At 51.7% G+C, this 24,185-nt stretch carries 21 protein-coding genes; 9 read left to right on the top strand and 12 right to left on the bottom strand.

The window, feature by feature from the left end; genetic code table 11:
- Nucleotides 1-87: 87 nt before the first annotated feature.
- Nucleotides 88-1,122 (bottom strand): outer membrane protein assembly factor BamC, encoded by a 1,035-nt coding sequence (gene bamC, locus HV345_RS07125; RefSeq protein WP_016153971.1) that lies wholly within the window; start codon nucleotides 1,120-1,122, stop codon nucleotides 88-90.
- 16 nt (nucleotides 1,123-1,138) lie between these two features.
- Nucleotides 1,139-2,017 carry a 4-hydroxy-tetrahydrodipicolinate synthase gene (gene dapA, locus HV345_RS07120; protein ID WP_016153972.1) on the bottom strand — a complete coding sequence of 293 codons (879 nt, stop codon included), beginning with the start codon at nucleotides 2,015-2,017 and terminating at the stop codon, nucleotides 1,139-1,141.
- A 145-nt stretch (nucleotides 2,018-2,162) separates the two neighbouring features.
- Between dapA and HV345_RS07115 the strand changes: the two genes are divergently transcribed.
- Nucleotides 2,163-2,735: a glycine cleavage system transcriptional repressor gene (locus HV345_RS07115; RefSeq protein ID WP_019077363.1), complete on the top strand. Its 573-nt coding sequence runs from the start codon at nucleotides 2,163-2,165 to the stop codon at nucleotides 2,733-2,735.
- On the top strand, nucleotides 2,735-3,205 hold the full coding sequence (gene bcp, locus HV345_RS07110; protein ID WP_003835095.1) for a thioredoxin-dependent thiol peroxidase: 471 nt from the start codon (nucleotides 2,735-2,737) through the stop codon (nucleotides 3,203-3,205). The genes HV345_RS07115 and bcp overlap by 1 nt, the downstream gene beginning before the upstream one ends.
- 115 nt (nucleotides 3,206-3,320) lie before the next feature.
- Here the strand turns inward: bcp and iadA are convergent, their stop codons facing one another.
- The 4 genes from iadA to HV345_RS07090 all read right to left on the bottom strand — a co-directional run bounded on the left by iadA (nucleotide 3,321) and on the right by HV345_RS07090 (nucleotide 6,849).
- On the bottom strand, nucleotides 3,321-4,484 hold the full coding sequence (gene iadA, locus HV345_RS07105; RefSeq protein WP_053388624.1) for a beta-aspartyl-peptidase: 1,164 nt from the start codon (nucleotides 4,482-4,484) through the stop codon (nucleotides 3,321-3,323).
- Between the two features lie 11 nt (nucleotides 4,485-4,495).
- Entirely contained in the window at nucleotides 4,496-4,957 is a 462-nt protein-coding gene (locus HV345_RS07100; RefSeq protein WP_003037948.1) for a YjiG family protein, read from the bottom strand.
- 1 nt (nucleotide 4,958) lies between these two features.
- Nucleotides 4,959-5,618, bottom strand: a complete 660-nt coding sequence (locus HV345_RS07095) for a nucleoside recognition domain-containing protein (protein WP_016153974.1) — start codon at nucleotides 5,616-5,618, stop codon at nucleotides 4,959-4,961.
- Nucleotides 5,619-5,784: 166 nt separating this feature from the next.
- Nucleotides 5,785-6,849 (bottom strand): AI-2E family transporter, encoded by a 1,065-nt coding sequence (locus HV345_RS07090; protein WP_016153975.1) that lies wholly within the window; start codon nucleotides 6,847-6,849, stop codon nucleotides 5,785-5,787.
- A gap of 226 nt (nucleotides 6,850-7,075) precedes the next feature.
- On the opposite strand from HV345_RS07090, the gene bepA reads away from it, so the two are divergent.
- Together bepA and arsC are read left to right on the top strand one after the other, a co-directional pair.
- Nucleotides 7,076-8,539: a beta-barrel assembly-enhancing protease gene (gene bepA / locus HV345_RS07085; protein ID WP_016157117.1), complete on the top strand. Its 1,464-nt coding sequence runs from the start codon at nucleotides 7,076-7,078 to the stop codon at nucleotides 8,537-8,539.
- An 87-nt stretch (nucleotides 8,540-8,626) separates the two neighbouring features.
- Nucleotides 8,627-8,986: an arsenate reductase (glutaredoxin) gene (gene arsC / locus HV345_RS07080; RefSeq protein ID WP_046275209.1), complete on the top strand. Its 360-nt coding sequence runs from the start codon at nucleotides 8,627-8,629 to the stop codon at nucleotides 8,984-8,986.
- Between the two features lie 35 nt (nucleotides 8,987-9,021).
- Here the strand turns inward: arsC and HV345_RS07075 are convergent, their stop codons facing one another.
- The 4 genes from HV345_RS07075 to HV345_RS07060 form a co-directional block, all read right to left on the bottom strand.
- Nucleotides 9,022-9,723 (bottom strand): DnaA inactivator Hda, encoded by a 702-nt coding sequence (locus HV345_RS07075; RefSeq protein WP_200049399.1) that lies wholly within the window; start codon nucleotides 9,721-9,723, stop codon nucleotides 9,022-9,024.
- 95 nt (nucleotides 9,724-9,818) lie between these two features.
- Nucleotides 9,819-11,108: a uracil permease gene (gene uraA / locus HV345_RS07070; protein WP_016157119.1), complete on the bottom strand. Its 1,290-nt coding sequence runs from the start codon at nucleotides 11,106-11,108 to the stop codon at nucleotides 9,819-9,821.
- 95 nt (nucleotides 11,109-11,203) lie between these two features.
- Nucleotides 11,204-11,830: a uracil phosphoribosyltransferase gene (gene upp / locus HV345_RS07065; RefSeq protein WP_003835110.1), complete on the bottom strand. Its 627-nt coding sequence runs from the start codon at nucleotides 11,828-11,830 to the stop codon at nucleotides 11,204-11,206.
- Between the two features lie 183 nt (nucleotides 11,831-12,013).
- The gene (locus HV345_RS07060; protein ID WP_049282286.1) at nucleotides 12,014-13,444 is read right to left on the bottom strand and encodes a 6-phospho-beta-glucosidase; all 1,431 of its coding nucleotides are present in this window, start codon (nucleotides 13,442-13,444) and stop codon (nucleotides 12,014-12,016) included.
- Nucleotides 13,445-13,739: 295 nt separating this feature from the next.
- On the opposite strand from HV345_RS07060, the gene purM reads away from it, so the two are divergent.
- The 4 genes from purM to ppx all read left to right on the top strand — a co-directional run bounded on the left by purM (nucleotide 13,740) and on the right by ppx (nucleotide 19,241).
- Nucleotides 13,740-14,777, top strand: coding sequence for a phosphoribosylformylglycinamidine cyclo-ligase (purM, locus tag HV345_RS07055; RefSeq protein WP_016157121.1), 1,038 nt, complete (start codon nucleotides 13,740-13,742; stop codon nucleotides 14,775-14,777).
- On the top strand, nucleotides 14,774-15,418 hold the full coding sequence (gene purN, locus HV345_RS07050; RefSeq protein ID WP_181636431.1) for a phosphoribosylglycinamide formyltransferase: 645 nt from the start codon (nucleotides 14,774-14,776) through the stop codon (nucleotides 15,416-15,418). The genes purM and purN overlap by 4 nt, the downstream gene beginning before the upstream one ends.
- Nucleotides 15,419-15,628: 210 nt before the next feature.
- Complete coding sequence (ppk1, locus tag HV345_RS07045) at nucleotides 15,629-17,695, top strand: polyphosphate kinase 1 (RefSeq protein WP_003835119.1); 2,067 nt, start codon at nucleotides 15,629-15,631, stop codon at nucleotides 17,693-17,695.
- Nucleotides 17,696-17,699: 4 nt separating this feature from the next.
- On the top strand, nucleotides 17,700-19,241 hold the full coding sequence (gene ppx / locus HV345_RS07040; protein WP_047358231.1) for an exopolyphosphatase: 1,542 nt from the start codon (nucleotides 17,700-17,702) through the stop codon (nucleotides 19,239-19,241).
- On the opposite strand, the gene HV345_RS07035 is transcribed toward ppx, so the two are convergent.
- Complete coding sequence (locus tag HV345_RS07035; protein WP_181636430.1) at nucleotides 19,221-21,491, bottom strand: sensor domain-containing phosphodiesterase; 2,271 nt, start codon at nucleotides 21,489-21,491, stop codon at nucleotides 19,221-19,223. The two genes, ppx and HV345_RS07035, sit on opposite strands and share 21 nt — an antisense overlap.
- Nucleotides 21,492-21,841: 350 nt before the next feature.
- On the opposite strand from HV345_RS07035, the gene HV345_RS07030 reads away from it, so the two are divergent.
- Nucleotides 21,842-22,045, top strand: coding sequence for a YfgG family protein (locus tag HV345_RS07030; protein WP_047416419.1), 204 nt, complete (start codon nucleotides 21,842-21,844; stop codon nucleotides 22,043-22,045).
- A gap of 554 nt (nucleotides 22,046-22,599) precedes the next feature.
- Here HV345_RS07030 and guaA read toward each other — a convergent pair.
- Nucleotides 22,600-24,177, bottom strand: coding sequence for a glutamine-hydrolyzing GMP synthase (gene guaA / locus HV345_RS07025; protein ID WP_016153990.1), 1,578 nt, complete (start codon nucleotides 24,175-24,177; stop codon nucleotides 22,600-22,602).
- Nucleotides 24,178-24,185: the final 8 nt, after the last annotated feature.

Here is a 24,185-nt window from a genome sequence, read left to right as displayed (position 1 = left end):
AACGATAAATATTGCGTTTTTCTGCCGACGCACACGTTTGCGTATCATATCAGAAAAAAAGGGCCGGAGTTATCCAGCCCTTTATTTTTACTTACTGAACGCTGCCTGGAAGACGGCGACCAGCGCGTCGTTCTGGCTTTGCGTCAGGGTATGCCCCTTCGGATCGATAAACTGCAAGCTACTGCGGTTGTCTAAATCACCGACCTGCAGTTTATAGTCGCCGGATACCAGACCCGGATCGCTTGCGCCCAGCTCCTGCCAGTTGCTATCAGACAGTGGTTTGTAGGTCACGGCGATGCTGCCCTGAGAACGGGTGCTGTCGGTCACTTTCATCCCCACTTTCTCAAGCGCTGCCGGCAGACGTTGCCATACCACGTTGAACGGTCCACGTACCACCAGCATCGGTAAACCGGTGTCATCGGCAGCACTCTGAACATCCATGGTGGCGGCAGAGCGGTTCTGCGCGGCATTCGCGGCGTCAGTGGCGTTCTTATCCAGACCTGCGGAGATAACGTTCATCATCTCAGCGCTGTAACGCTGCATTGATGCTGGATCAGCTACGGGTTTACCCGCCTGCTCGAGGTTAATCAGTTTCACCGTTACCGCTTGCTGATAGCCCTGCGGTTTAACCGAGATTTGATAACGTCCACGGTACTGCTCGTCTTCATCCAGACGGTTCCAGTTAACCCAGTCGGTGGTCAACGTCTGGCTGGCATCATCACGTTTGGTGATCGTGTAGTTTTTAGACTGAATGACGCTAACGACCTGTGGCCACAGCGTGTTGCCACGACCATTTTCCACCAGCAATGTCGACGTATCACCCGCGATCTGAGTGCGAGCACCAGTGACTAGTGCTAACGGCTGAGCCGGCGGGCGAATGTCCAGCGCTTTACCAACGGCACCGCTGCCGTTGGTGACCGGGATATTATAGTCACCCGACATAACCGGCAGAATCATCCCAGCTGGAGCGTGAAGCTCAGCAAGCGGTGCGGCCTCCAGATAGGATTCATCACCGCTCACCTGGCGCTTATAACGCGAGTCAGAACTACAGGCCGCGAGCAACATAACAAGCGAAACACCCGCAACCTTGGCCAGGCGCGACTTTTGTACTGAGTAAGCCATCAAATCTCCCTAAACTTTACAGCAAACCGGCATGCTTAAGCGCCGCTTTGACGATTTCACGAGCATTATCCGTGATTGGCGTCATCGGCAGACGTAGCGTATCGGTCGCCACAAGTCCCAACTCCTTACACGCCCATTTCACTGGGATAGGATTGGGTTCGACAAATAGTTTGTTGTGTAACGGCATCAGACGCTGGTTAATCACCCGCGCCTCGGCAAAGTTCCCGGCTGCCGCCAGTTTGCACATTTCGGCCATATCGCGTGCCGCAACGTTAGACGTCACGGAAATCACACCATGACCACCGAGCTGCATAAAATCCAGTCCGGTCGCGTCATCACCACTGAGCAGAATAAAGTCGTCTGAAACCAGCTCTTTGATCTGGTGAACGCGACTTAAGTTCCCCGTGGCCTCTTTAATAGCGATAATATTTTTTACTTTCGCCAGGCGACCAACGGTTTCCGGCAACATATCGCAGCCGGTACGGGACGGTACATTATACAGAATTTGCGGCAGGTCAGTATGTTCAGCGATGGCTTTGAAATGCTGGAACAAACCTTCCTGGGTTGGGCGGTTGTAGTAAGGCGTCACCGTCAGGCAGCCGACAACACCACTGTCGTTGAAACGCTGCGTCAGACTAATGGCTTCCGCGGTCGCATTAGCGCCGGTTCCGGCAATCACCGGAATACGCCCGTCGGCCAGCTCCAGGGTCATCATCACCACATCGCCATGCTCATCATGACTCAGGGTGGCAGACTCACCGGTGGTGCCAACCGAAACGATCGCCGAGGTGCCGCTGGCGACATGATAATCAATCAGTTTTTTCAGGCTCGACCGGCAGACTTTACCTTTCTCATCCATCGGCGTAACAAGCGCGACAATACTTCCCGTGAACATGGGCCATCCTCTGTGCAAACAAGTGTCTCAATGGTACGTTTGGTACGACAATAAAAGCAAGCGACCAGAGCCGTTCTGATTGTTGTATGCATGTTTTTTTTATGCTTTCCTTATGATTACCTCACCGCTCAAAGGAAGAACAGGTTTGACATCGTCATCGCAACACTATCTGGTCATTACTGCGCTGGGTGCTGACCGCCCGGGAATTGTGAACACCATCACACGTCATGTCAGCAGTTGCGGCTGTAATATCGAAGACAGCCGACTGGCCATGCTGGGTGACGAGTTCACGTTTATCATGTTGCTGTCGGGCACCTGGAATGCCATAACCCTAATTGAATCAACCTTGCCGTTGAAAGGTGCAGAGCTGGATTTACTGATTGTGATGAAGCGCACGACCGCACGCCCCCGTCCGGCGATGCCCGCTACGGTATGGGTGCAGGTCGATGTTCCTGATTCTCCGCATTTGATTGAACGCTTTACCGCCCTGTTTGACAGCCACCAAATGAATATTGCGGAACTGGTTTCACGCACGCAACCGGCTGAGAACGAAAAGGCGGCACAGCTGTTTATTCAAATTACCGCACATAGTCCTGCGTCACATGATTCGGCAAATATTGAAGATGCGTTTAAAGCACTCTGTACAGAACTCAATGCGCAAGGCAGTATTAACGTCGTCAATTACTCACAGCATGATGAACAGGATGGAGTTAAGTAATGAACCCACTGAAAGCCGGTGATATCGCACCGAAATTTAGCTTGCCGGATCAAGACGGAGAACAAGTAAATTTAACCGACTTCCAGGGACAGCGTGTTCTGGTTTATTTTTACCCGAAAGCCATGACACCCGGCTGTACCGTACAGGCCTGCGGCCTGCGCGATAACATGGATGAGTTAAAAAAAGCAGGTGTTGAAGTGCTGGGAATCAGCACCGATAAACCAGAGAAGCTTTCCCGATTCGCGGAGAAAGAAGTCCTTAACTTCACGCTCCTGTCCGACGAAGATCACCAGGTTTGCGAGCAGTTCGGCGTCTGGGGTGAGAAGTCATTTATGGGCAAAACCTATGATGGCATCCACCGCATCAGCTTCCTGATTGATGCTGAAGGGAAAATTGAGCATGTGTTTGATGACTTCAAAACCAGCAACCACCACGACGTGGTAATGAACTGGCTGAAAGAGAACGCCTGATTTACATTTTGCCGGATAGCGCCTGATGGTGACGCCACGCGTCTTATCAGGCCACCATCCGCATAACTCCGTAGCCGGATAAGGCGTTTACGCCGCCATCCGGCATCAACGTCGTTTATTCAAATGTCCCTTTTATACAGGCTTTTTTCTCTCTGACGACAGCTTTGCCCTTCGCCCACAGGTGATGAACTTCAAGCGCATCATTGAGCACCAGAATGTCGGCATCGCATCCCACCGCCAGACGCCCTTTATGTTCCAGTCCCAAAAATTCTGCGACCGTTCGCGTCAGCGGACACAGCGCCAGTTCCAGCGGTATGGCATGAACCTTCACCAACTGGCGCACTGTTTCAGCCAGTGATTCAAACCCTGCGACACCGATGCCGGTAAGATTACCGTAGTCATCAAATTCCGGCTGACTACCGTTGCCATCTGAACTCAAGGTAATACGCGACAGCGGCACGTTCTGGCGTAGCGCCGTGGCGATAGCCGTGGCCGGGTCGACGGGTTCATCAATGCTGCTGGTAATGTCGATATAACCGCCTTTGCGGGCATACTCCAGCGCCGACTGAAACAACGGTTCCGCACGATTGACGTGTGTGGGCAGCAGCTTGGTAATCGGTACATCGCAACTGTCGAGGATCTGATACAACGGCTCCAGCATGCGCGGGCTGTCGCCCATATGGAAGACGCTAATCCCCGGCTTGCGCCCTAACAATCCGCCAACGCGCGACTGCGCCGCCATGTTTGCCAGCGCCGAGGTGTCCGGGGCTGAAGAACGATGGTCCGAAACAGCACATTTCACGCCAATGATTTTATCGATCAGCGCCACATCGCGATCGATACTGCCGGTGATGGTCGGGGAAGGCAGAGAATACGCCCCGGTCAGCATCCATGCGCTGATGCCTTCAAATTCCAGCGCGCGGGTTTTCGCCAGCAGCGATTCAGGGTGACGGGTAATACCATCTGTCCCCAGCAATCCCACCACCGAGGTGACGCCAGCTTCAACCAGCCGCGACAAGCGCACTTCCGGCGTGCGGGTGTGCGGCCCCGCTTCTCCGCCGCCGCCAATCAGATGGACGTGTTGATCGATAAATCCTGGGCACACAATCGCACCGTCAAGATTGATACACTCGCAGCCAGGAAAATCGTCAGGGGAAATCGACGGCGCGATGGCAACAATTTTGCTGTCAGACACCAGTATATCCTGGCGTCCTAAGTCTTCCGGCGCGTACACGTGTCCCTGCTGGAACAACGTCAAATTAAGAATGGAACAGTTCATAACCTTCCTTGTCAGGCAATAACCTGCATAACCCAAATAGAGAGCAGCGCATTAATTACGCATACCGCAATAATAAGCGGGTAATAACGGGGATGGACTCCCGCGGTACCCAGACAGCGTCCCACATTTTGCACCGGATTGCCCATCAGGTAGATAGCCGGTAACAGCACCGTAGCATCATGTCCCGAAAGCGTACCGGCGACAACCAGGCTGGCGCAAACACCGACGCCGCCTCCCATACTCATCACCGCCGCCAGCAGTACGGTAGCAGATTCGCCCGGCAGTCCCCACAGCGCCATTACCGGCTCACATACCCGCCCGACAATCTCGAGCAGTCCCGTCACCTTCAGCGCCTGAATAATCACAAACGCCATTACCACGTTAGGCAACAGGCTGGTTGTTGCAATAGTGAATCCGCGCCGTGCGCCATCGATAAACATATCCATGACGTTTTTACGTACTTGCGTTGTCATCTCACGCCTCCTGCTGCGTACGGCGATTTTCCAGCTGCGCAATCCACAAACGCAGCAGGTTCGCCCCCACAAATTTGAAGACAAGGATCACCGCCAGCGGCGTAATCACCGGAACGGTAACCATCGTAAACAGCGCAGCACCCGAGGAAAAATAGTTGGTAATACACGCACTGCCGCTGGTTTGCCAGCAGGCAAAAATGGCACGTTCCTGTTCAGTGATAATGCCCTCTTCCGCCATTTCTTTAGTCATCCCTGCCGCAGCATCGGTATTTTGCAAATTCGCAATCAGCGCCAGCGAGCAAATACCCGGAATACCGAGTAACGGGCGCAGGACAGGCGTCATCAGTTGCTGTGCCGCACGCAACCCTCCCAGCCCTTCGGTGACGGAAATTATCCCGAGTGAAAGAATGACGGAAGGCGCCAGCTCAAGCGCGAATAAGAAGCCGTCTTTTGCGCCCATACCGCCCGTGCCGCGAAAAGAGACCGCCGTGTCCCCCGCCGCATTAATCTGCCCAAACGCACCGTTGAGAACGGTGAAATCAAAGACTCGCCACCATTCGGTACTTTTCGCAAACATGCCGGAAAAAAGAATAATCGTAATAAAAAAAGCGAGATAACCGCCCCATCCCACCTTCTGCTGCGTGTGTGTGTTGTGACCCATTTTGTTCTCCTGTTGGCCTTATTCCTTGCGTGACTTAAAGACATCACGCGGGTCAAGTTAAAGACAAACGCAGAGAAAAACGACACCAGAGGAGATTATTCAGAATGTGTGGATAGAGGTCAGACAAGTTCGGCTCCGGCGACATTGCATCGCCGGAGCAAACAGATTAGGGTTCATCAACGACCTGACCATCCGGCCAGGCATGCATTACCGCTTTGATTAACGTCGCCAGAGGAATAGCAAAGAATACGCCCCAGAATCCCCACAGGCCGCCGAATATCACCACTGAGAGAATAATCACCAGCGGATGCAGATTTACCGCCTCGGAGAACAGCACCGGCACCAGCAAATTACCGTCCAGCGCCTGGATTATCAGGTATACGGCAAAACAGCTCCAGAACTCGGTGCCAAGCCCGAACTGGAACAATGCCACGCCAACCACCGGAATAGTGACCACGAAAGCGCCGATATACGGGATCAGCACGGAGAAGCCTACCAGCACCGCCAGCAGCAGCGAATAGTTGAGGCCAAACAGCAGGAAGCCGAGCCAGGTCGCCACGCCGACCACCACCATTTCCAGCACCTTGCCGCGGATATAGTTGGTGATTTGCTGGTTCATCTCTTTCCACACCTGCCCCGCCAGTCCGCGATTACGCGGCAGCACCCGACGCACTGCGTTCAGCATTTGTCCTTTATCTTTGATCAGGAAGAACACCATCAACGGGACGAGAATCAGATACACCGCCAGCGTCAGCAATCCGACCAGTGAAGCTAGCGAATATTTCACCACCGAATCGCCCATGGTGAGCATTCGCGAGCGCATATTCTCCGCCATCGCATCAATAATGCCCGCATCCATCAGCGCCGGATAACGCCGCGGTAAGGTGGCGGCAAAATCAGACAATTTATTGAGCATGCCGGGCATATCGCGGATCAGGTAGATCCCCTGTTGCCATGCAACGGGCATTACCACAAACGCCATCAGCAGCAAAATACCGACAAACACCACCAAAACAATCGATGTCGCCCAACGCCGTGAACAACCAATATGTTCCAGCCGTACTGTCGGCCATTCGAGCAAGTACGCCAGCACAATGGCGACCAGCAGTGGCGCCAAAAGACCGCTAAAAAAGAACAGGATGCCAAAACCGGCAACCAGAATAATCAGCAAGGCGATGGCTTCGGGGTCGCTAAAGCGGCGGCGATACCATTGCATCAACATTTCGAGCATAAAACCCTTCCATGAATCCAATAGCGGGATTGCGATCCCGAATTGTATCGAAATGTCACAAAAAAGACTTCGCTTTTTATAGCGGATTACGCAAAGTGAAAAGTCATTTTTCCTGGGTGTTCATCGTCAGGTTTCGCAGTTACACTCCCTAAGCTTGCGGAGTGTGAACGAAACTTCACGGCATTGGTCAAATGGCTATCTCAAAAAAGAATACAGGACAGAGGTTATGTTCAGGCAGTTGAAAAAAAACCTGGTTGCTACCCTCATTGCTGCACTGACCATCGGTCAGGTTGCGCCCGCATTTGCCGAAACCGCGGACACCCTGCCTGATATGGGAACCTCGGCAGGGAGTACGCTTTCCATAGGACAGGAAATGCAGATGGGCGATTATTATGTACGCCAGCTGCGCGGCAGTGCGCCATTAATTAACGATCCGTTGCTGACGCAATACATTAATGCGCTGGGGATGCGTCTGGTCTCGCACGCCGACTCGGTAAAAACGCCCTTCACCTTCTTTTTGATTAACAACGATGAAATCAACGCCTTTGCTTTCTTTGGCGGCAACGTTGTTTTGCACTCCGCACTGTTCCGCTATTCCGATAACGAAAGCCAACTGGCATCGGTTATGGCGCACGAAATTTCCCACGTTACGCAGCGTCACCTGGCGCGTGCAATGGAAGACCAGAAACGCAGCGCGCCGCTAACGTGGGTGGGTGCGTTAGGGTCAATTTTATTGGCGATGGCCAGCCCGCAGGCGGGTATGGCGGCGCTGACCGGTACGCTGGCGGGTACACGTCAGGGGATGATTAGCTTTACGCAGCAAAACGAACAGGAAGCAGACCGCATCGGTATTCAGGTACTGCAACGCTCGGGATTCGATCCCCAGGCCATGCCGACATTTCTGGAAAAATTGCTCGATCAGGCCCGTTACTCTTCGCGTCCACCAGAAATTTTGCTGACTCACCCCCTGCCAGAAAGCCGTCTGTCGGATGCCCGTAACCGCGCCAACCAAATGCGTCCGGCTGTCGTCCAGTCTTCAGAAGATTTTTATCTGGCCAAGGCACGCACCTTAGGCATGTACAACTCTGGTCGCAACCAGCTGACCGATGACCTGCTGAGTAACTGGTCGAAAGGCAACATACGTGAGCAACGTGCGGCGCAGTATGGCCGGGCATTGCAGGCAATGGAGGCCAGTAAATATGACGAGGCACGTAAAGCACTGCAACCGCTGCTGGCGGCAGATGCTAACAATGCCTGGTATCTCGACCTGGCAACGGATATCGATCTCGGCCAGAAGAAAACCAGCGATGCCATTAATCGGTTGAAAAACGCCCGCGACCTGCGCACCAACCCGGTACTGCAGCTCAACCTGGCAAATGCGTATTTACAGGCCGGGCAAGCCAAAGAGGCAGCGACCATCCTGAATCGCTATACGTTTAACCATAAGGACGACCCTAACGGCTGGGATCTGTTAGCGCAAACGGAAGCCAACCTGAACAACCGCGATCAGGAGCTGGCGGCCCGCGCGGAAGGGTATGCCCTCGCAGGACGTCTGGATCAGGCGATTTCGATGCTCAGCAGCGCAAGCTCACAGGTCAAGCTGGGTAGCCAGCAGCAGGCCAGATACGATGCCCGTATCGACCAGCTACGCCAACTGCAAGAGCGCTTTAAACCGTATACGAAAATGTAATTATCGAACCCTTGCCGGATGGCGATATGTAGGCCAGATAAGGTCTTTTGGTCGCCATCCGGCAGGATTGTTATGCAAGGAGAAGTCATGTCAGACGCGATTAAAATCTACCATAACCCACGCTGCTCCAAGAGCCGTGAAACGCTGGAGTTACTGAAGTCTAACGGTGTGGACCCGGAAGTGGTGTTGTATCTGGAAACCCCGGCTGACGCCACAACCCTGCGTGAATTGCTGCAGATGCTGGGCATGTCCAGCGCGCGCGAGCTGATGCGCCAGAAAGAAGATCTCTATAAGTCACTTAATCTGGCGGACGTAAATCTGAGTGAAGATGCGCTGATTCAGGCAATGGTGGAAAACCCGAAATTGATGGAGCGCCCGATTGTGGTTGCCAAAGGCCAGGCGAGAATTGGACGCCCGCCGGAGCAGGTACTGGAAATCATCGGTTAACCTGAAACCTGCCGCAGTCTCTTCGGCTGCGGCGCTTACAGCTTCAGTATCTCTTTTACGAATGGAATGGTCAGCTTACGCTGGGCGGTGATCGATGCATGATCAAGCTGATCCAACGTCATAAACAGCGTACGCATTTCTCGATCCAGACGCTTGAGCAGGAAGCGTCCCACATCTTCCGGCAGTTCAAACCCACGAAGTCTGGCGCGTAATTGCAACGCCTGCAGCTTATCTTCATCGGAAAGCGGCTGCAGCTTGTAGATTTGTCCCCAGTCCAGGCGCGAGGCGAGATCCGGCAACCCCAGATTCAGCTGTCTTGGCGGGCGATCGCCTGTGATCAGCAGACGCGTTTTCCCCGACTCCAGGATGCGGTTGTAGAGATCAAAGATCGCCATTTCCCACAGCGAATCCCCGGCCACACATTCGATGTTATCGATGCATACCAGCGATAAATGCTCCATACCGTCGAGCACCTCGGGGACGAACCAGGTACGCTTGTCGAGCGGCACATAGCCTACCGCATCGCCGCGCGCGGACAGTTCCGCACAGGCTGCATGCAGCAAATGACTACGGCCAGCGCCTTCACGCGACCAGAGATAAATATACCCGCTATGGTCCTGACGCAGCACGTTTTGCAGTGCAGCCAGTAAAGAGGAGTTATCCCCCGGCCAGAAACTTGCGAAAGTTTCGTCGTCAGGAAGATAAAGTGGCAAAGAGAGCTGTGCCGGTGTGTTCAGAGATACCTCAACCCAGGATTTCATAAAATCGCGTTGAGTTTAACACAGAAATACGTCGTGATAGAACCGGGCAGCATCGCCGCCCGGTAAGAGATTTACTGTTGCGGACTGTCGGCATCTTCCGCGTCAAGCACGACTTCTTCCGGACGCAGCAGGCTGATAACTTTGAAAATCAGGCTCAGACAAACGCCAACAATGGTCGCCAGCGCCATGCCTTTCAGCTCAGCGGCACCAATGTGAACTTTCGCGCCACTCACGCCGATGATCAAAATAACCGAGGTCAGGATCAGGTTTTGCGCTTTGTTGTAGTCAACTTTTGACTCGATCAGTACGCGAATACCGGAAGCACCAATCACGCCGTACAGCAGCAGCGATACGCCACCCATGACCGGCAGTGGAATGATTTGGATCGCCGCCGCCAGCTTGCCCACACAGGAGAGCAGAATGGCAAAAATTGCCGCGCCGCCGATAACCCAGGTACTGTAAACACGAGTAATCGCCATTACGCCAATATTTTCACCGTACGTGGTGTTCGGCGTAGAGCCGAAGAAACCAGAGATAACCGTAGACAGGCCGTTGGCAAACATTGAACGATGCAGGCCAGGATCGCGAATCAAATCTTTTTTCACGATATTCGCCGTTACCACCAAGTGTCCAACGTGTTCAGCGATGACCACCAGCGCCGCCGGCAGGATGGTCAGAATGGCAACCCATTCAAAGCGCGGCGTGTAGAACGTTGGCAGAGCAAACCAGTGGGCCTGCGCAATCGGCGTGGTGTCCACGACTCCCATCACGAAGGAGAGCGCGTAGCCGGCCAGCACCCCAATCAGAATCGGGATAATCGCCATAAAACCGCGGAACAGTACAGAGCCAAATACCGTAACCGCCAGCGTCACCATTGAGATGATGATGGTTTTTGAATCCGGTAATTGTCCCTCTGCGGGCAGTAACCCCGCCATGCCCGCAGCGACGCCAGCCAGCTCCAGACCGATGACGGCAACGATTGCGCCCATCGCCGCAGGAGGGAACATGACATCCAGCCAGCCGGTTCCTGCTTTCTTAACGATGAAAGAAACCAGGCAGAACAGAACGCCGCACATAATGAAACCACCCAGCGCCACTTCATACCCTAACGGCAGCAACAGCAGTACCGGGGAAATAAATGCGAAGCTGGAACCCAGATACGCAGGAATTTTACCTTTACAGATAAAGAGATACAGCAACGTACCAATGCCGTTAAACAGCAGAACGGTAGCCGGGTTGATGTGGAACAGGACTGGCACCAGTACCGTTGCGCCAAACATGGCGAACAGGTGCTGCAAACTAAGCGGGATTGTCTGTAAAAGCGGCGGTCTTTCACTCACCCCGATAGCACGGCGCGTCATAGTGTTTTCCTCTGAGTGTTGTTTGTTATTAGCCTTGGGTTGTTATATTCAAAAAAAAGCCGACTCTTAAAGTCGGCTTCTTTTCACTTATTCGTTTACTTGGTACCAAAAATCTTATCGCCGGCATCGCCGAGCCCCGGAATAATGTATCCGTGCTCGTTCAACCCCTGATCGATGGAGGCCGTGTACAGCTCAACATCCGGGTGCGCTTTTTCCAGTGCCGCGATACCTTCTGGTGCCGCAACCAGGACCAGCACTTTAATGCTGGTGCAGCCTGCATTTTTCAGCAGGTCGATGGTGGCGATAACGGAACCGCCGGTTGCCAGCATCGGGTCAACGATCAGCGCCATACGCTCATCGATGTTAGATACCAGCTTCTGGAAGTACGGAACCGGCTCCAGCGTTTCTTCGTTACGGTACATACCAACTACGCTGATACGCGCGCTCGGAACGTTTTCCAGTACGCCTTCCATCATGCCCAGGCCCGCACGCAGGATTGGCACAACGGTGATTTTTTTACCTTTGATTTGGTCAACTTCAACCGGACCGTTCCAGCCTTCAATGGTCACCTTTTCGGTTTCCAGACCAGCGGTTGCTTCATAAGTCAGCAGGCTGCCAACTTCCGAGGCGAGTTCACGAAAGCGTTTAGTGCTGATGTCGTTTTCACGCATCAGTCCCAGCTTGTGTTTGACGAGTGGGTGTTTGACTTCCACGATCTTCATACTCTTCTCCTTTCCTCAGACGAGTGGCAACCACAAAAAAAATCGCCGGATTATACCGCTTTTCGTCTCTGGCGCAACACTGGATACGCTTGATATGGATCAACCAAAGTCGTTTGCGTCTGGATGATGAGTATAAAACAAGCCCCGCATTATTGGCGGGGCTGGCTGTCAATACTATGAATTTTATAGATATTCAGCATTGGTCTGGATAACGTTTTGATACCATGAAAAAGATTTCTTCGGCGAGCGTGCTAACGTTCCGCTTCCGTCATTATTTTTATCAACATAGATAAAGCCGTAGCGTTTTTTCATCTCCCCCGTCCCGGCCGAGACTAAATCAATACAGCCCCACGGGGTATAGCCCATCAGGTCCACGCCATCTTCCACTACCGCTTTTTTCATTTCGCTGATATGTGCGGCCATATAGTCAATACGATAGGAATCATCTACCGAGCCGTCGGCCTGCTGCACGTCAATCGCACCAAAGCCGTTTTCGACGATAAACAGCGGCAGTTGGTAATGATCCCAGAACCAGTTCAGCGAATAGCGCAGACCGACGGGATCAATCTGCCAGCCCCAGTCCGATTTCTGCACGTACGGGTTGGAAACCAGACTTTTCGACTCGTCGTAGTCCAGCTGTGGGTTGTCTGCCGTGGCCTGCGTTGCGAAAGACATATAGTAGCTAAAGCCGATGTAATCGACACAACCCTCGGTCAGCGCCTGACGGTCTTCCTCGGTGATATCAAGATCAAAGCCACGCCGGGCAAAGTAGTTGAGAAGATGCCGTGGGTATTTGCCGCGCACATGGACATCGGTAAACCAGTAACGCCGGTGCATGGCGTTCATCGCCATCATCATATCGTCCGGCGCGCAGGTCAGTGGATAGATAGGACACATGGCAATCATGCACCCTATCTGCAATACCGGGTTAATCTCACGCGCAGCCTTTACCGCCAGTGCGCTTGCCACCAGTTCATAGTGCGCCGCCTGGTACATAACCGGCTCGCGGTCTTCACCGGGCTGATATTTCAGGCCAGAGTTAGTAAAAGGCGCGAAGTCTTCGTGATAATTTGCCTGGTTGTTAATTTCATTAAACGTCATCCAGTACTTTACTTTGTGCTGGTAACGGGTAAAAACCACTGCGGCAAAACGGACAAAGAAATCGATAAGCTTACGGTTGCGCCAGCCGCCATATTCCGTCACCAGATGGTATGGCATCTCGAAATGCGACAACGTAATCACCGGTTCAATGCCATATTTCAGGCATTCGTCAAACAGGTCATCATAGAACTGCAGGCCAGCCTCATTGGGTTGCGCTTCGTCGCCTAAGGGGAAAATACGCGTCCAGGCAATCGAAGTACGAAAACATTTAAACCCCATTTCGGCAAACAGTTTAATGTCGTCTTTATAGCGGTGATAAAAATCGATGGCGTCGTGGTTAGGGTAGTTTTTACCGGCAATCACACCGTCAGTGATTTCACGCGCCACGCCATGCGCCCCCGCCGTCATGACATCGGCAACGCTAATTCCTTTTCCACCTTCCTGCCAGCCACCTTCCAGTTGATGAGCGGCTACGGCACCACCCCACATGAAATCTGCTTTAAATCCTGACATACCCTTCCCCTCTCGTGATTACTCTGTGCAAAACGCTGTTGATGAGGTCCGCAACAGAAAACAGAAACCGGTTTCAGTACGATACTGTGTATTCAGCAGGCAGGTTTCAAGCACAAGACTGTACCCGGTTTCATTTTCGTGGCGCAGTTCAAACAAATAGATAAATGATTGTAAAATGCTGAAAAAATCAGCACATAAAACTTGATGCAGAGCAGGCTCGCAAACGTTTGCTTTCCCTGTTAGAATTGCGCCGAATTTAACTTTTACTGCAAGTAAACATGTGGGGAAGCAGGCAGTGACCGATAAAACCTCTCTTAGCTACAAAGATGCCGGTGTTGATATTGATGCAGGTAATGCTCTGGTTGATCGAATCAAAGGCGTAGTAAAGAAAACTCGTCGTCCGGAAGTTATGGGTGGTCTGGGTGGCTTCGGTGCGCTGTGCGCATTGCCGCAAAAATATCGTGAACCGGTACTGGTTTCCGGCACTGATGGCGTCGGCACAAAACTGCGTCTGGCGATGGATCTGAAACGCCACGACACTATCGGCATTGACCTCGTCGCAATGTGCGTCAACGACCTCGTGGTTCAGGGCGCTGAGCCGCTGTTTTTCCTCGACTACTATGCTACCGGCAAACTGGATGTGGATACCGCAGCCAGCGTCATTAACGGTATTGCCGAAGGCTGTCTGCAGTCTGGCTGTGCGCTTGTCGGCGGTGAAACGGCTGAAATGCCGGGGATGTACCACGGCGAAGATTACGACGTGGCAGGCTTCTGCGTTGGCGTCGTCGAAAAATCAGAGATCATCGACGGTTCAAAAGTGGCTGACGGCGACGTACTGATTGCACTCGGCTCCAGCGGTCCGCACTCCAACGGCTACTCTCTGGTGCGCAAAATTGTTGAAGTCAGCGGTTGTGACCCGGAAACCACCGAGCTTGAAGGCAAGCCGCTGGCCGATCACTTACTGGCCCCGACCCGCATTTATGTCAAATCCATTCTGGAACTGATTGAGAAGGTTGATGTGCATGCCATTGCCCACCTGACCGGCGGTGGTTTCTGGGAAAATATTCCACGCGTTCTGCCAGATAACACGCAGGCTGTGATCGATGAATCTTCATGGCAGTGGCCAGCCGTCTTCAACTGGCTGCAAACGGCGGGTAACGTCAGCCAGCATGAGATGTATCGTACCTTTAACTGCGGCGTAGGCATGGTTATTGCCCTGCCAGCTTCTGAAGTGGACAACGCCCTTGCTTTGCTCAATGAGAAAGGTGAAAACGCATGGAAAATCGGTATCATCAAAGCTTCTGATTCCGAACAGCGTGTGGTCATTGAATGAAAAACATTGTGGTGCTCATTTCCGGCAACGGAAGCAATTTGCAGGCGATAATGGATGCCTGCGAACAGAATAAAATCAATGGCACCATACGTGCAGTATTCAGTAACAAGGCCGATGCGTTCGGCCTTGAGCGCGCACGCGAAGCGAATATTCCTGCACGCTCGCTGGAAGCCGCCCAGTTTGCCAGTCGCGAAGCATTCGACCAGCAACTGATACAAGAGATCGACGCTTATGCCCCCGATGTCGTGGTGCTGGCCGGTTATATGCGCATTCTAAGCCCGGCGTTTGTTGCTCACTATTCTGAACGATTGCTGAATATCCACCCGTCTTTATTGCCGAAGTATCCTGGCCTGCACACGCACCGTCAGGTTCTGGAAAACGGCGATGAAGAGCATGGCACTTCCGTCCATTTTGTCACCGATGAACTGGACGGCGGACCGGTTATTCTCCAGGCCAAGGTTCCGGTATTTGAAGGCGACAGCGAAGATGATGTCACGGCACGAGTCCAGGCCCAGGAACATACCATTTACCCGCTGGTGGTAAGCTGGTTTACTGATGGTCGCCTGAAGATGCGTGATAACGCAGCATGGCTGGACGGCGTTTGTCTGCCGCCACAAGGCTACGCCGCCGACGAAGAATAAAATCAACCTGTAAACCGGATCTCATCATCCGGTTTACAGGCATAAATACCTTTTCCGGTTAACATCTCCGGTATTCATCTACGCTCCCCCTTTCTCTTTGCTATCAGACGGTTTATTGTCATATTTTTCTGGCACTGTTGGACATCTGAGAGCAATGCTCGCCATAATAAATCGGTAGTGTCCCGTGAATGAAACGGAGTAAAAGTGGTAATGGGTCAGGAAAAGCTATACATCGAGAAAGAACTCAGCTGGTTAGCGTTCAACGAACGTGTACTCCAGGAAGCTGCTGATAAGTCAAACCCGTTGATCGAACGGATGCGTTTCTTAGGCATCTATTCCAATAATCTCGACGAGTTTTATAAGGTTCGTTTTGCCGAACTGAAGCGCCGAATCATTATTAGCGAAGAACAGGGTTCAAACTCTCACTCCCGCCATCTGTTAGGTAAAATCCAGGCCCGCGTATTAAAAGCCGATCAGGAATTTGACGGCCTGTACAACGAGTTGCTGCTGGAGATGGCGCGCAACCAGATTTTCCTTATCAATGAACGTCAGTTGTCGGTCAATCAACAGAGCTGGTTACGCCATTACTTCAAGCAATATCTTCGCCAGCACATTACACCGATCCTGATTAACCGCGAGACGGATTTAGTTCAGTTTCTGAAAGATGACTACACCTATCTGGCGGTGGAAATTATCCGCGGCGATACGATCCGCTACGCGCTGCTGGAAATCCCTTCCGACAAGGTTCCCCGTTTTGTGAATCTACCGCCGGAAACCCCGCGCCGTCGCAAACCGATGATCCTGCTGGACAACATCTTACGCTACTGCCTTGACGACATTTTCAAAGGGTTCTTTGATTACGATGCGCTGAACGCCTATTCGATGAAAATGACTCGCGACGCCGAATACGATTTGGTGCACGAGATGGAATCGAGCCTGATGGAGCTGATGTCGTCCAGCCTGAAACAGCGTCTGACCGCAGAGCCTGTACGTTTTGTCTATCAGCGCGACATGCCCAATGCGCTGGTCGAGGTACTGCGTGAAAAGCTGACGATTTCTCGCTACGACTCGATTGTTCCCGGCGGGCGTTACCATAACTTCAAAGACTTTATTAATTTCCCCAACGTTGGCAAAGCTAACCTGGTGAACAAACCGCTGCCGCGTTTGCGCCATATCTGGTTCGATAACGAGAAGTTTCGTAACGGCTTTGACGCCGTTCGCGAACGCGACGTGCTGCTATATTATCCGTATCACACTTTTGAGCACGTTCTTGAACTGTTGCGCCAGGCCTCTTTCGACCCGAGCGTGCTGGCGATAAAAATCAACATCTACCGTGTGGCCAAAGACTCGCGCATCATTGATTCGATGATCCATGCTGCGCACAACGGTAAGAAAGTCACCGTGGTGGTGGAGTTGCAGGCTCGCTTTGATGAAGAAGCCAACATTCATTGGGCCAAGCGTCTTACCGAGGCAGGCGTTCACGTTATCTTCTCCGCGCCGGGCCTGAAAATTCACGCCAAATTGTTCCTTATCTCGCGTAAAGAAGGTGATGAAGTTGTGCGCTATGCGCATATCGGGACGGGGAACTTCAACGAAAAAACGGCGCGTCTCTATACCGACTACTCGTTACTTACCGCCGACTCACGCATTACCAACGAGGTTCGTCGGGTGTTCAACTTCATCGAGAACCCGTATCGTCCGGTGACGTTCGATTATCTGCTGGTTTCTCCGCAGAACTCGCGCCGTTTGCTGTACGCGATGATTGACAAAGAAATCGCCAACGCGCAGCAAGGACAGCCTTCCGGTATCACCCTAAAACTGAATAACCTGGTCGATAAAGGCCTGGTTGATCGTCTCTATGCGGCCTCAAGCTCAGGCGTGCCAGTCAATTTATTGATTCGCGGTATGTGCTCTTTGATTCCGAACCTGGAAGGCATTAGCGACAATATTCGCGTGATAAGCATAGTTGACCGCTACCTTGAACACGACCGGGTTTATATCTTCGAAAACGGTGGCGACAAGCAGGTATACCTCTCCTCCGCAGACTGGATGACCAGGAATATCGACTATCGCATCGAAGTCGCCACACCGCTGCTGGACCCGCGTCTTAAGCAACGGGTGCTGGATATTATCGATATCCTGTTCAGCGACACGGTGAAGGCTCGCTTCATCGATAAAGAACTCAGTAATCGCTACGTACCACGCGGAAACCGCCGTAAGGTTCAGTCACAATTGGCGATATACGACTACATCAAATCACTCGAGCAACCTGACTAACGCTATGCCAATACACGACAAGACTCCACGACCGCAGGAATTTGCTGCGGTCGACCTTGGTTCAAACAGTTTCCATATGGTCATTGCCCGCGTGGTTGATGGCGCAATGCAGATTATCGGGCGACTGAAACAGCGCGTTCATCTGGCGGATGGCCTCGGCGAAGATAACAAGCTGAGCGAAGAGGCAATGGAGCGCGGATTAAGCTGCCTGTCGCTGTTCGCTGAACGTCTACAGGGCTTTCCCCCATCAAGCGTATGCATCGTGGGAACCCATACTTTGCGTCAGGCGCTAAATGCGACCGATTTTCTTAAGCGAGCAGAAAAAGTTATCCCCTACCCGATTGAGATTATTTCCGGTAATGAAGAAGCCCGACTGATTTTTATGGGCGTGGAGCACACCCAGCCGGAAAAGGGTCGTAAGCTGGTTATTGATATCGGCGGTGGTTCAACAGAACTGGTGATCGGCGAAGATTTCGAGCCCAAACTGGTGGAAAGTCGTCGTATGGGCTGCGTCAGTTTTGCTCAGATGTATTTCCCGGGCGGCGCTATTAGTCGGGAAAACTTCCAGCGTGCGCGCATGGCGGCAGCGCAAAAGCTTGAAACCTTAACCTGGCAGTTTCGCATTCAGGGCTGGAACGTTGCGCTGGGCGCATCGGGCACGATTAAAGCGGCACACGAAGTGCTGCTGGAGATGGGCGAGAAAGATGGTTTTATCACCCCCGAACGCCTGGACAAACTGCGATCCGAAGTGCTGAAGCATGCGTCATTCGATGCGCTCAGCCTGCCGGGGCTGTCTGAAGAGCGAAAAGCGGTGTTTGTGCCGGGACTCGCGATTCTGTGCGGCGTTTTTGACGCACTGGCTATCCGCGAACTCCGCCTTTCTGATGGCGCACTACGCGAAGGCGTGCTGTATGAGATGGAAGGTCGTTTTCGCCACCAGGACGTTCGCAGCCGTACCGCGAGCAGCCTGGCGAACCAGTACAACATCGACAGCGAACAGGCCCGGCGCGTACTGGAAACGACGATGCAAATGTACGACCAGTGGCATACGCAGCAGCCAAAGCTGGCCAATCCACAACTGGAAGCGTTGCTGCGCTGGGCGGCGATGCTGCATGAGGTTGGGCTGAACATCAACCACAGCGGTTTACATCGCCACTCGGCGTATATCCTCCAAAACAGCGATTTACCGGGTTTCAATCAGGAACAACAGCTGATGATGGCAACCCTGGTTCGATATCATCGCAAAGCGGTGAAACTGGATGATTTGCCCCGCTTTACGCTGTTCAAGAAAAAACAGTTTCTGCCGTTAATTCAGCTGTTGCGCCTGGGCGTGCTGCTGAATAATCAGCGACAGGCGACCACCACGCCACCGACGCTGACCCTAATTACCGACGACAACCACTGGACCTTACGCTTTCCGCATGACTGGTTTAGCCAGAATGCGCTGGTGCTGCTCGATCTGGAAAAAGAGCAGCAATACTGGGAAGCCGTTACCGGCTGGCGACTCAAAATTGAAGAAGAGAGTTCACCCGATATCGCCGCATAAGCTCTCAGCAGGTGCCAGTTCTTCTGGCACCTGTTCTTCCAGCATTTCATGCAACGGCTGCGGTTTACCAATCAGATACCCCTGCATGTAATCAATCCCCAGCGAAATTACCGCACTGCGTATTTCTTCGCTTTCGACGTACTCCGCGACCACCAGCATTCTTTTCATCCGCGCCAGATGGCAAATAGAGGCCACGATTTGATAGTCGAGGCTATTCGAAACGATGTTGCGAATAAAGCTGCCATCAATTTTCAGGATATCGGCATTCACATTCTTCAGCCGCGCATAGCTGGCATATCCGGTACCAAAATCATCAATCGCAATCTGACAGCCCAATGATTGCAGCTGCAGTAACGTTGCCTGCGCCTGTTCCGCATTGGTTAAGGCATTGCTTTCCGTTACTTCAAAAATCAGCTGCCACGGTTCAACTTTGTACTTAATCAGTAGCTGGTTGATGTCATGCGGAAGCCGGGCCCTGCATACCGACGTGGGAGATAAGTTAATAGCAAACCGACGGGCGGGCATTTTTTCCCGATTCTGCGCCATAAACTTCAGCGTATTTTCAATCACCCACAGATCGATGCTGGATGACAATCCAAACTCATGCGCTACCGGTAAGAAGCTGTCAGGACCGATGGTTTTACCATCATCTCCCTCTAGCCGCAGCAGAATTTCGTGATAAACATCGCCGCGCACGCCTGAAATCGGCTGCGCCATCAGGAAAAAGCGATGGTGCTCCAGCGCCAGCTGCAGACGATTCATCATCGCAACCTTATCTTTCAGGTCACGTTGCAGGTGCATCACGCCTCGGCGCTGCAAATTCTCTGGCGCATTGGTCGCCAGAGAAAGCTCGGCGATGGTGCTTAACTCCCCCAGTAACAAGTAGATGTGATTAACAGGAGAACGGACATAGCAAAAACTAATCCCCACCTGCGGCTGTAAAGGCATGCCATCCCAGATAAAACGAAATTGCTTGATATGCCTGTCCAGCGCTTCAATACGCTCCTGATGCGACTCGGTGTTAAAACGCAGAACTAAATCATTACCCGATAACTGATAGACATGCTCATCTTGTTTCAGCAATGGCTTTACCCACTGGGCAAGTTTTTGCTTGTACTGGATACGCAGCATAATGCCGTAATTTTTCACCAGCAGTTCCATACCCGGAACACTCAAAAAGCAAAGCACTGACCATGGCGCTTTTCTCAAATCCCGGTTCAAAGCGCGCAAATTCGGAATATGCACCATGGGGTCAAAGAAGGCCAGACGATGAGAATGTCTGGCGACAATTCTCTGGCGCGTTGCCAGTACGGCAATAAAATTCACGATGAAGGAGAAAACCAGGTAACTCGATGAGGTAATGGCAAGTTGCACATCGTAACCCGAATACCAAGGCATATAGCGTTGATAATAATGAATTGCTGTAATGAGTACGAGCATCCATATTAACGAAATAAATTTATAACCGTAACGCATAGCTCCCCATAGCATGACGGGCAGCATCAGTGACAAGGTATAATTCGTGCTAAATATCGAGCTTTTCTCATCTAGCGGCATACACAACAATGTCATTAGTATGGTCAATATAATCAACCAGACCGCAAACTCTGTTTTGGTAACTTTGGTATCAAACTGCTGCTTTAATTGAGATAAATAGCCTCTGATATACAAAGGATTACGAATCGTGCGAATTATAAAGTAGCACAGTGGAACCCCAACCAGATTCCCGGCCAGCATGGCCTGATAGTTGATCAACGTGCCGGTATTAAGGGGCATAACGCCCACCATGCCGGATTTGCTCTCATAGACGCCCACAAACGCGGCGAAATGGAAGAATAGCAGAAACAGCGTTGCCGGGCAGAAAACCTGCCAAAACATGTGCTGAAACATCAGGTGGGAGTCACCGTAAGAAACGTTATTCCGCCGGGGAGCAAAAACTTTATACCCTCCCCAACTAAGCACTATCGTAACTATAAAGTGCGAAATTATTGAGAGCATTTCAAATAACCCAACCTGCGGATATTTGTACCAGATGATGGAAATGATAATTCCTGGTAATGCCGCCCAGCCAAAAAACAACATCAGGCTAATCATCAGCGCTAAAGGCAGGTAGAAAAGAATTACGTTCCCGGTACTAATATGGGCATAGGTGTTAGCAGTGCTCAATATAGGCAACAGCAAGGAAGGCAAGATGAGAGGTAACGCCCACCATCTATCTCTAATACCAATATAATTTTTATTGAGTTTCATAGATGCTCAGTAGAATCCCGCACATCCTGCAGGGGGTATTCGGACAGGCATCCCACCTGACGTTAAAACGATAAAGTTAAATACATTAAAATGACTCATCAATTTTAGTTGTCAGCAAAGGGTGATGCTTGATACACATCAATAAATAAGTCCCTCATTAATCAATTATTACTCTTTTCATGGTTTTTTATCGTTATCTCATTATTAATGCAAATAATAATATTAATTTCCATAACAAAAATAGATAAAACAACTGAAGCAATTTTACATAACGAAAAATTGACCATTCCCTCACAGTATGCCTTAATGTGACTATCGCCCTCAGTTGGGTACACTACAAGGAACCTTTTGTGAGCCAGGTTACCAGCCTACGCAAACGACACCGATTTAACAGTCGCATGATCCGGATCGTACTGCTTATCAGCTTTCTTTTCTTCTTCGGACGCTTCGTCTACTCCGCCATAGGTGCGTGGCACCACCACCAGAACAAAAAAGAATCTCAGCAGATCACCCTGCCGCAGCAGGCATCTCCTGCACAAACTGACGTACGCTGATCGCTCGCGCCGAGGATACCCCCAGCATTAAGATTCCTTACCGGATGGCTAATCGCCTGACATTTAACCATCCGGTAAGGGATTTGAGTGATGAAACTTCACGCAGTCTTACCCGCCACATGTGCTGATATATCGGATAATCAACCGTGTTTTTCGCACAAATACACCATTTTTTAATCCCACTTCACCGCGCCATTCGCGCTGATTTTTTACGTTCCAGTGTACTGGATATAAAAAAGAGACACTGCGCTCAAATAGACGCTAATTAATATCGCCAGAAAATATCACTGAATAAAACATTCATATTTAGCATGAAATTAAATGCTTATTTGAATTGTTACCATTATTAAATTCTACAGGGTAATACCATGAGTACTTTTCATTATTTCCGTAAATAAGAAGCGGTGTTGAATGGATCGCAGACGTTAAGTGTGTGATTAACCCTACTATCGAGCTGGACAGTCGCATCGATAAAATTCGCGCAATAAAAAGCCCTCTATAAAAAGAGGGCTTTTACATACTACCGGTTCAGAAACCGCTAAACGGGAGGAATATTATTCCCACTCAATCGTAGCTGGCGGCTTACCGCTGATGTCATACACCACGCGGGAAATACCGTTAACTTCGTTGATAATGCGGTTAGAGACGCGGCCTAAGAAGTCATACGGCAGGTGCGCCCAGTGCGCGGTCATAAAGTCGATGGTTTCAACAGCACGCAGGGAAACAACCCAGTCGTACTTACGGCCATCGCCCATGACGCCAACGGAACGTACCGGCAGGAACACGGTGAACGCCTGGCTCACTTTGTTGTACAGGTCAGCGTTGTGCAGTTCCTCAATGAAGATAGCATCCGCACGGCGCAGCAGGTCGCAGTACTCTTTCTTCACTTCGCCCAGGACGCGTACGCCCAGACCCGGCCCCGGGAATGGGTGACGGTACAGCATGTCGTACGGCAGACCAAGCTCCAGACCAATCTTACGCACTTCGTCTTTGAACAGCTCACGCAGCGGTTCAACCAGACCCATCTTCATCTCTTTCGGCAAACCGCCCACGTTGTGGTGAGATTTGATGACGTGCGCTTTACCGGTGGCAGAAGCCGCGGATTCGATCACGTCCGGATAGATGGTTCCCTGCGCCAGCCACTTAACGTCTTCCAGCTTCAGCGCTTCTTCGTCGAAGACTTCCACGAACACGCGGCCAATGATTTTACGTTTAGCTTCCGGATCGTTCTCGCCTTTCAGCGCGTCCAGGAAACGCTTTTCACCTTCAACATGAATGATGTTCAGGCCGAAATGGTCGCCGAACATATCCATCACCTGCTGAGCTTCGTTGAGACGCAGCAGACCGTTGTCGACGAACACACAGGTCAGGTTTTTGCCAATCGCACGGTGCAGCAGCATCGCGGTGACGGAGGAGTCAACGCCGCCGGAGAGGCCGAGGATCACTTTATCAGTGCCAACCTGCTCACGAATGCGGGCAACGGCGTCATCGATAATTTTTGCCGGGGTCCACAGCGCTTCACACTGGCAGATGTCGCGCACAAAACGCTCCAGCATGCGCATCCCCTGACGGGTGTGGGTAACTTCCGGATGGAACTGCACACCGTAGAAACGTTTTTCCTCGTGCGCCATGATGGCAAACGGGCAGTTGTCGGTGCTGGCAACGGTCACGAAACCTTCCGGAATAGCGGTCACTTTGTCGCCGTGGCTCATCCACACGTCCAGCAGTGGTTTGCCGTCTGCGGTCAGAGAGTCTTCAATACCGCGGATCAGCGCGCTGTCGGTCTGAACTTCAACCTGCGCATAGCCGAATTCACGTTCGTTAGAACCTTCAACATGACCACCGAGCTGCATTGCCATAGTCTGCATGCCGTAGCACACGCCGAACACAGGCACGCCCGCAGTGAAAACGTATTCCGGCGCACGCGGGCTGTTTTCTTCAGTGGTGCTTTCCGGACCACCGGAAAGAATGATACCGCTTGGGTTGAATTCGCGAATTTGTGCTTCCGTAACATCCCACGCCCACAGTTCACAATAGACGCCCAGTTCACGTACGCGACGAGCAACCAGCTGAGTGTACTGAGATCCGAAATCAAGGATGAGAATGCGATGTTTATGAATATTGTCTGTCATTGACACTA

This window comes from Citrobacter sp. RHBSTW-00986 (assembly GCF_013783065.1).
GTDB classification, from domain to species: domain Bacteria; phylum Pseudomonadota; class Gammaproteobacteria; order Enterobacterales; family Enterobacteriaceae; genus Citrobacter; species Citrobacter braakii.
Note: the sequence above shows the minus strand (reverse complement) of the source record. Positions and strands in the feature narration are given on the sequence as shown.

What these genes read in the sequence shown, in the direction of transcription:
- HV345_RS07035 (WP_181636430.1), bottom strand. Translation starts at nt 21,491, where the DNA reads ATGAAACTCAATAAAAATTATATTGGTATTAGAGATAGATGGTGGGCG.
- HV345_RS07095 (WP_016153974.1), bottom strand. Translation starts at nt 5,618, where the DNA reads ATGGGTCACAACACACACACGCAGCAGAAGGTGGGATGGGGCGGTTAT.
- bamC (WP_016153971.1), bottom strand. Translation starts at nt 1,122, where the DNA reads ATGGCTTACTCAGTACAAAAGTCGCGCCTGGCCAAGGTTGCGGGTGTT.
- guaA (WP_016153990.1), bottom strand. Translation starts at nt 24,177, where the DNA reads ATGACAGACAATATTCATAAACATCGCATTCTCATCCTTGATTTCGGA.
- HV345_RS07100 (WP_003037948.1), bottom strand. Translation starts at nt 4,957, where the DNA reads ATGACAACGCAAGTACGTAAAAACGTCATGGATATGTTTATCGATGGC.
- dapA (WP_016153972.1), bottom strand. Translation starts at nt 2,017, where the DNA reads ATGTTCACGGGAAGTATTGTCGCGCTTGTTACGCCGATGGATGAGAAA.
- purN (WP_181636431.1), top strand. Translation starts at nt 14,774, where the DNA reads ATGAAAAACATTGTGGTGCTCATTTCCGGCAACGGAAGCAATTTGCAG.
- HV345_RS07060 (WP_049282286.1), bottom strand. Translation starts at nt 13,444, where the DNA reads ATGTCAGGATTTAAAGCAGATTTCATGTGGGGTGGTGCCGTAGCCGCT.
- bcp (WP_003835095.1), top strand. Translation starts at nt 2,735, where the DNA reads ATGAACCCACTGAAAGCCGGTGATATCGCACCGAAATTTAGCTTGCCG.
- ppk1 (WP_003835119.1), top strand. Translation starts at nt 15,629, where the DNA reads ATGGGTCAGGAAAAGCTATACATCGAGAAAGAACTCAGCTGGTTAGCG.
- HV345_RS07090 (WP_016153975.1), bottom strand. Translation starts at nt 6,849, where the DNA reads ATGCTCGAAATGTTGATGCAATGGTATCGCCGCCGCTTTAGCGACCCC.
- bepA (WP_016157117.1), top strand. Translation starts at nt 7,076, where the DNA reads ATGTTCAGGCAGTTGAAAAAAAACCTGGTTGCTACCCTCATTGCTGCA.
- ppx (WP_047358231.1), top strand. Translation starts at nt 17,700, where the DNA reads ATGCCAATACACGACAAGACTCCACGACCGCAGGAATTTGCTGCGGTC.
- upp (WP_003835110.1), bottom strand. Translation starts at nt 11,830, where the DNA reads ATGAAGATCGTGGAAGTCAAACACCCACTCGTCAAACACAAGCTGGGA.
- uraA (WP_016157119.1), bottom strand. Translation starts at nt 11,108, where the DNA reads ATGACGCGCCGTGCTATCGGGGTGAGTGAAAGACCGCCGCTTTTACAG.
- iadA (WP_053388624.1), bottom strand. Translation starts at nt 4,484, where the DNA reads ATGAACTGTTCCATTCTTAATTTGACGTTGTTCCAGCAGGGACACGTG.
- arsC (WP_046275209.1), top strand. Translation starts at nt 8,627, where the DNA reads ATGTCAGACGCGATTAAAATCTACCATAACCCACGCTGCTCCAAGAGC.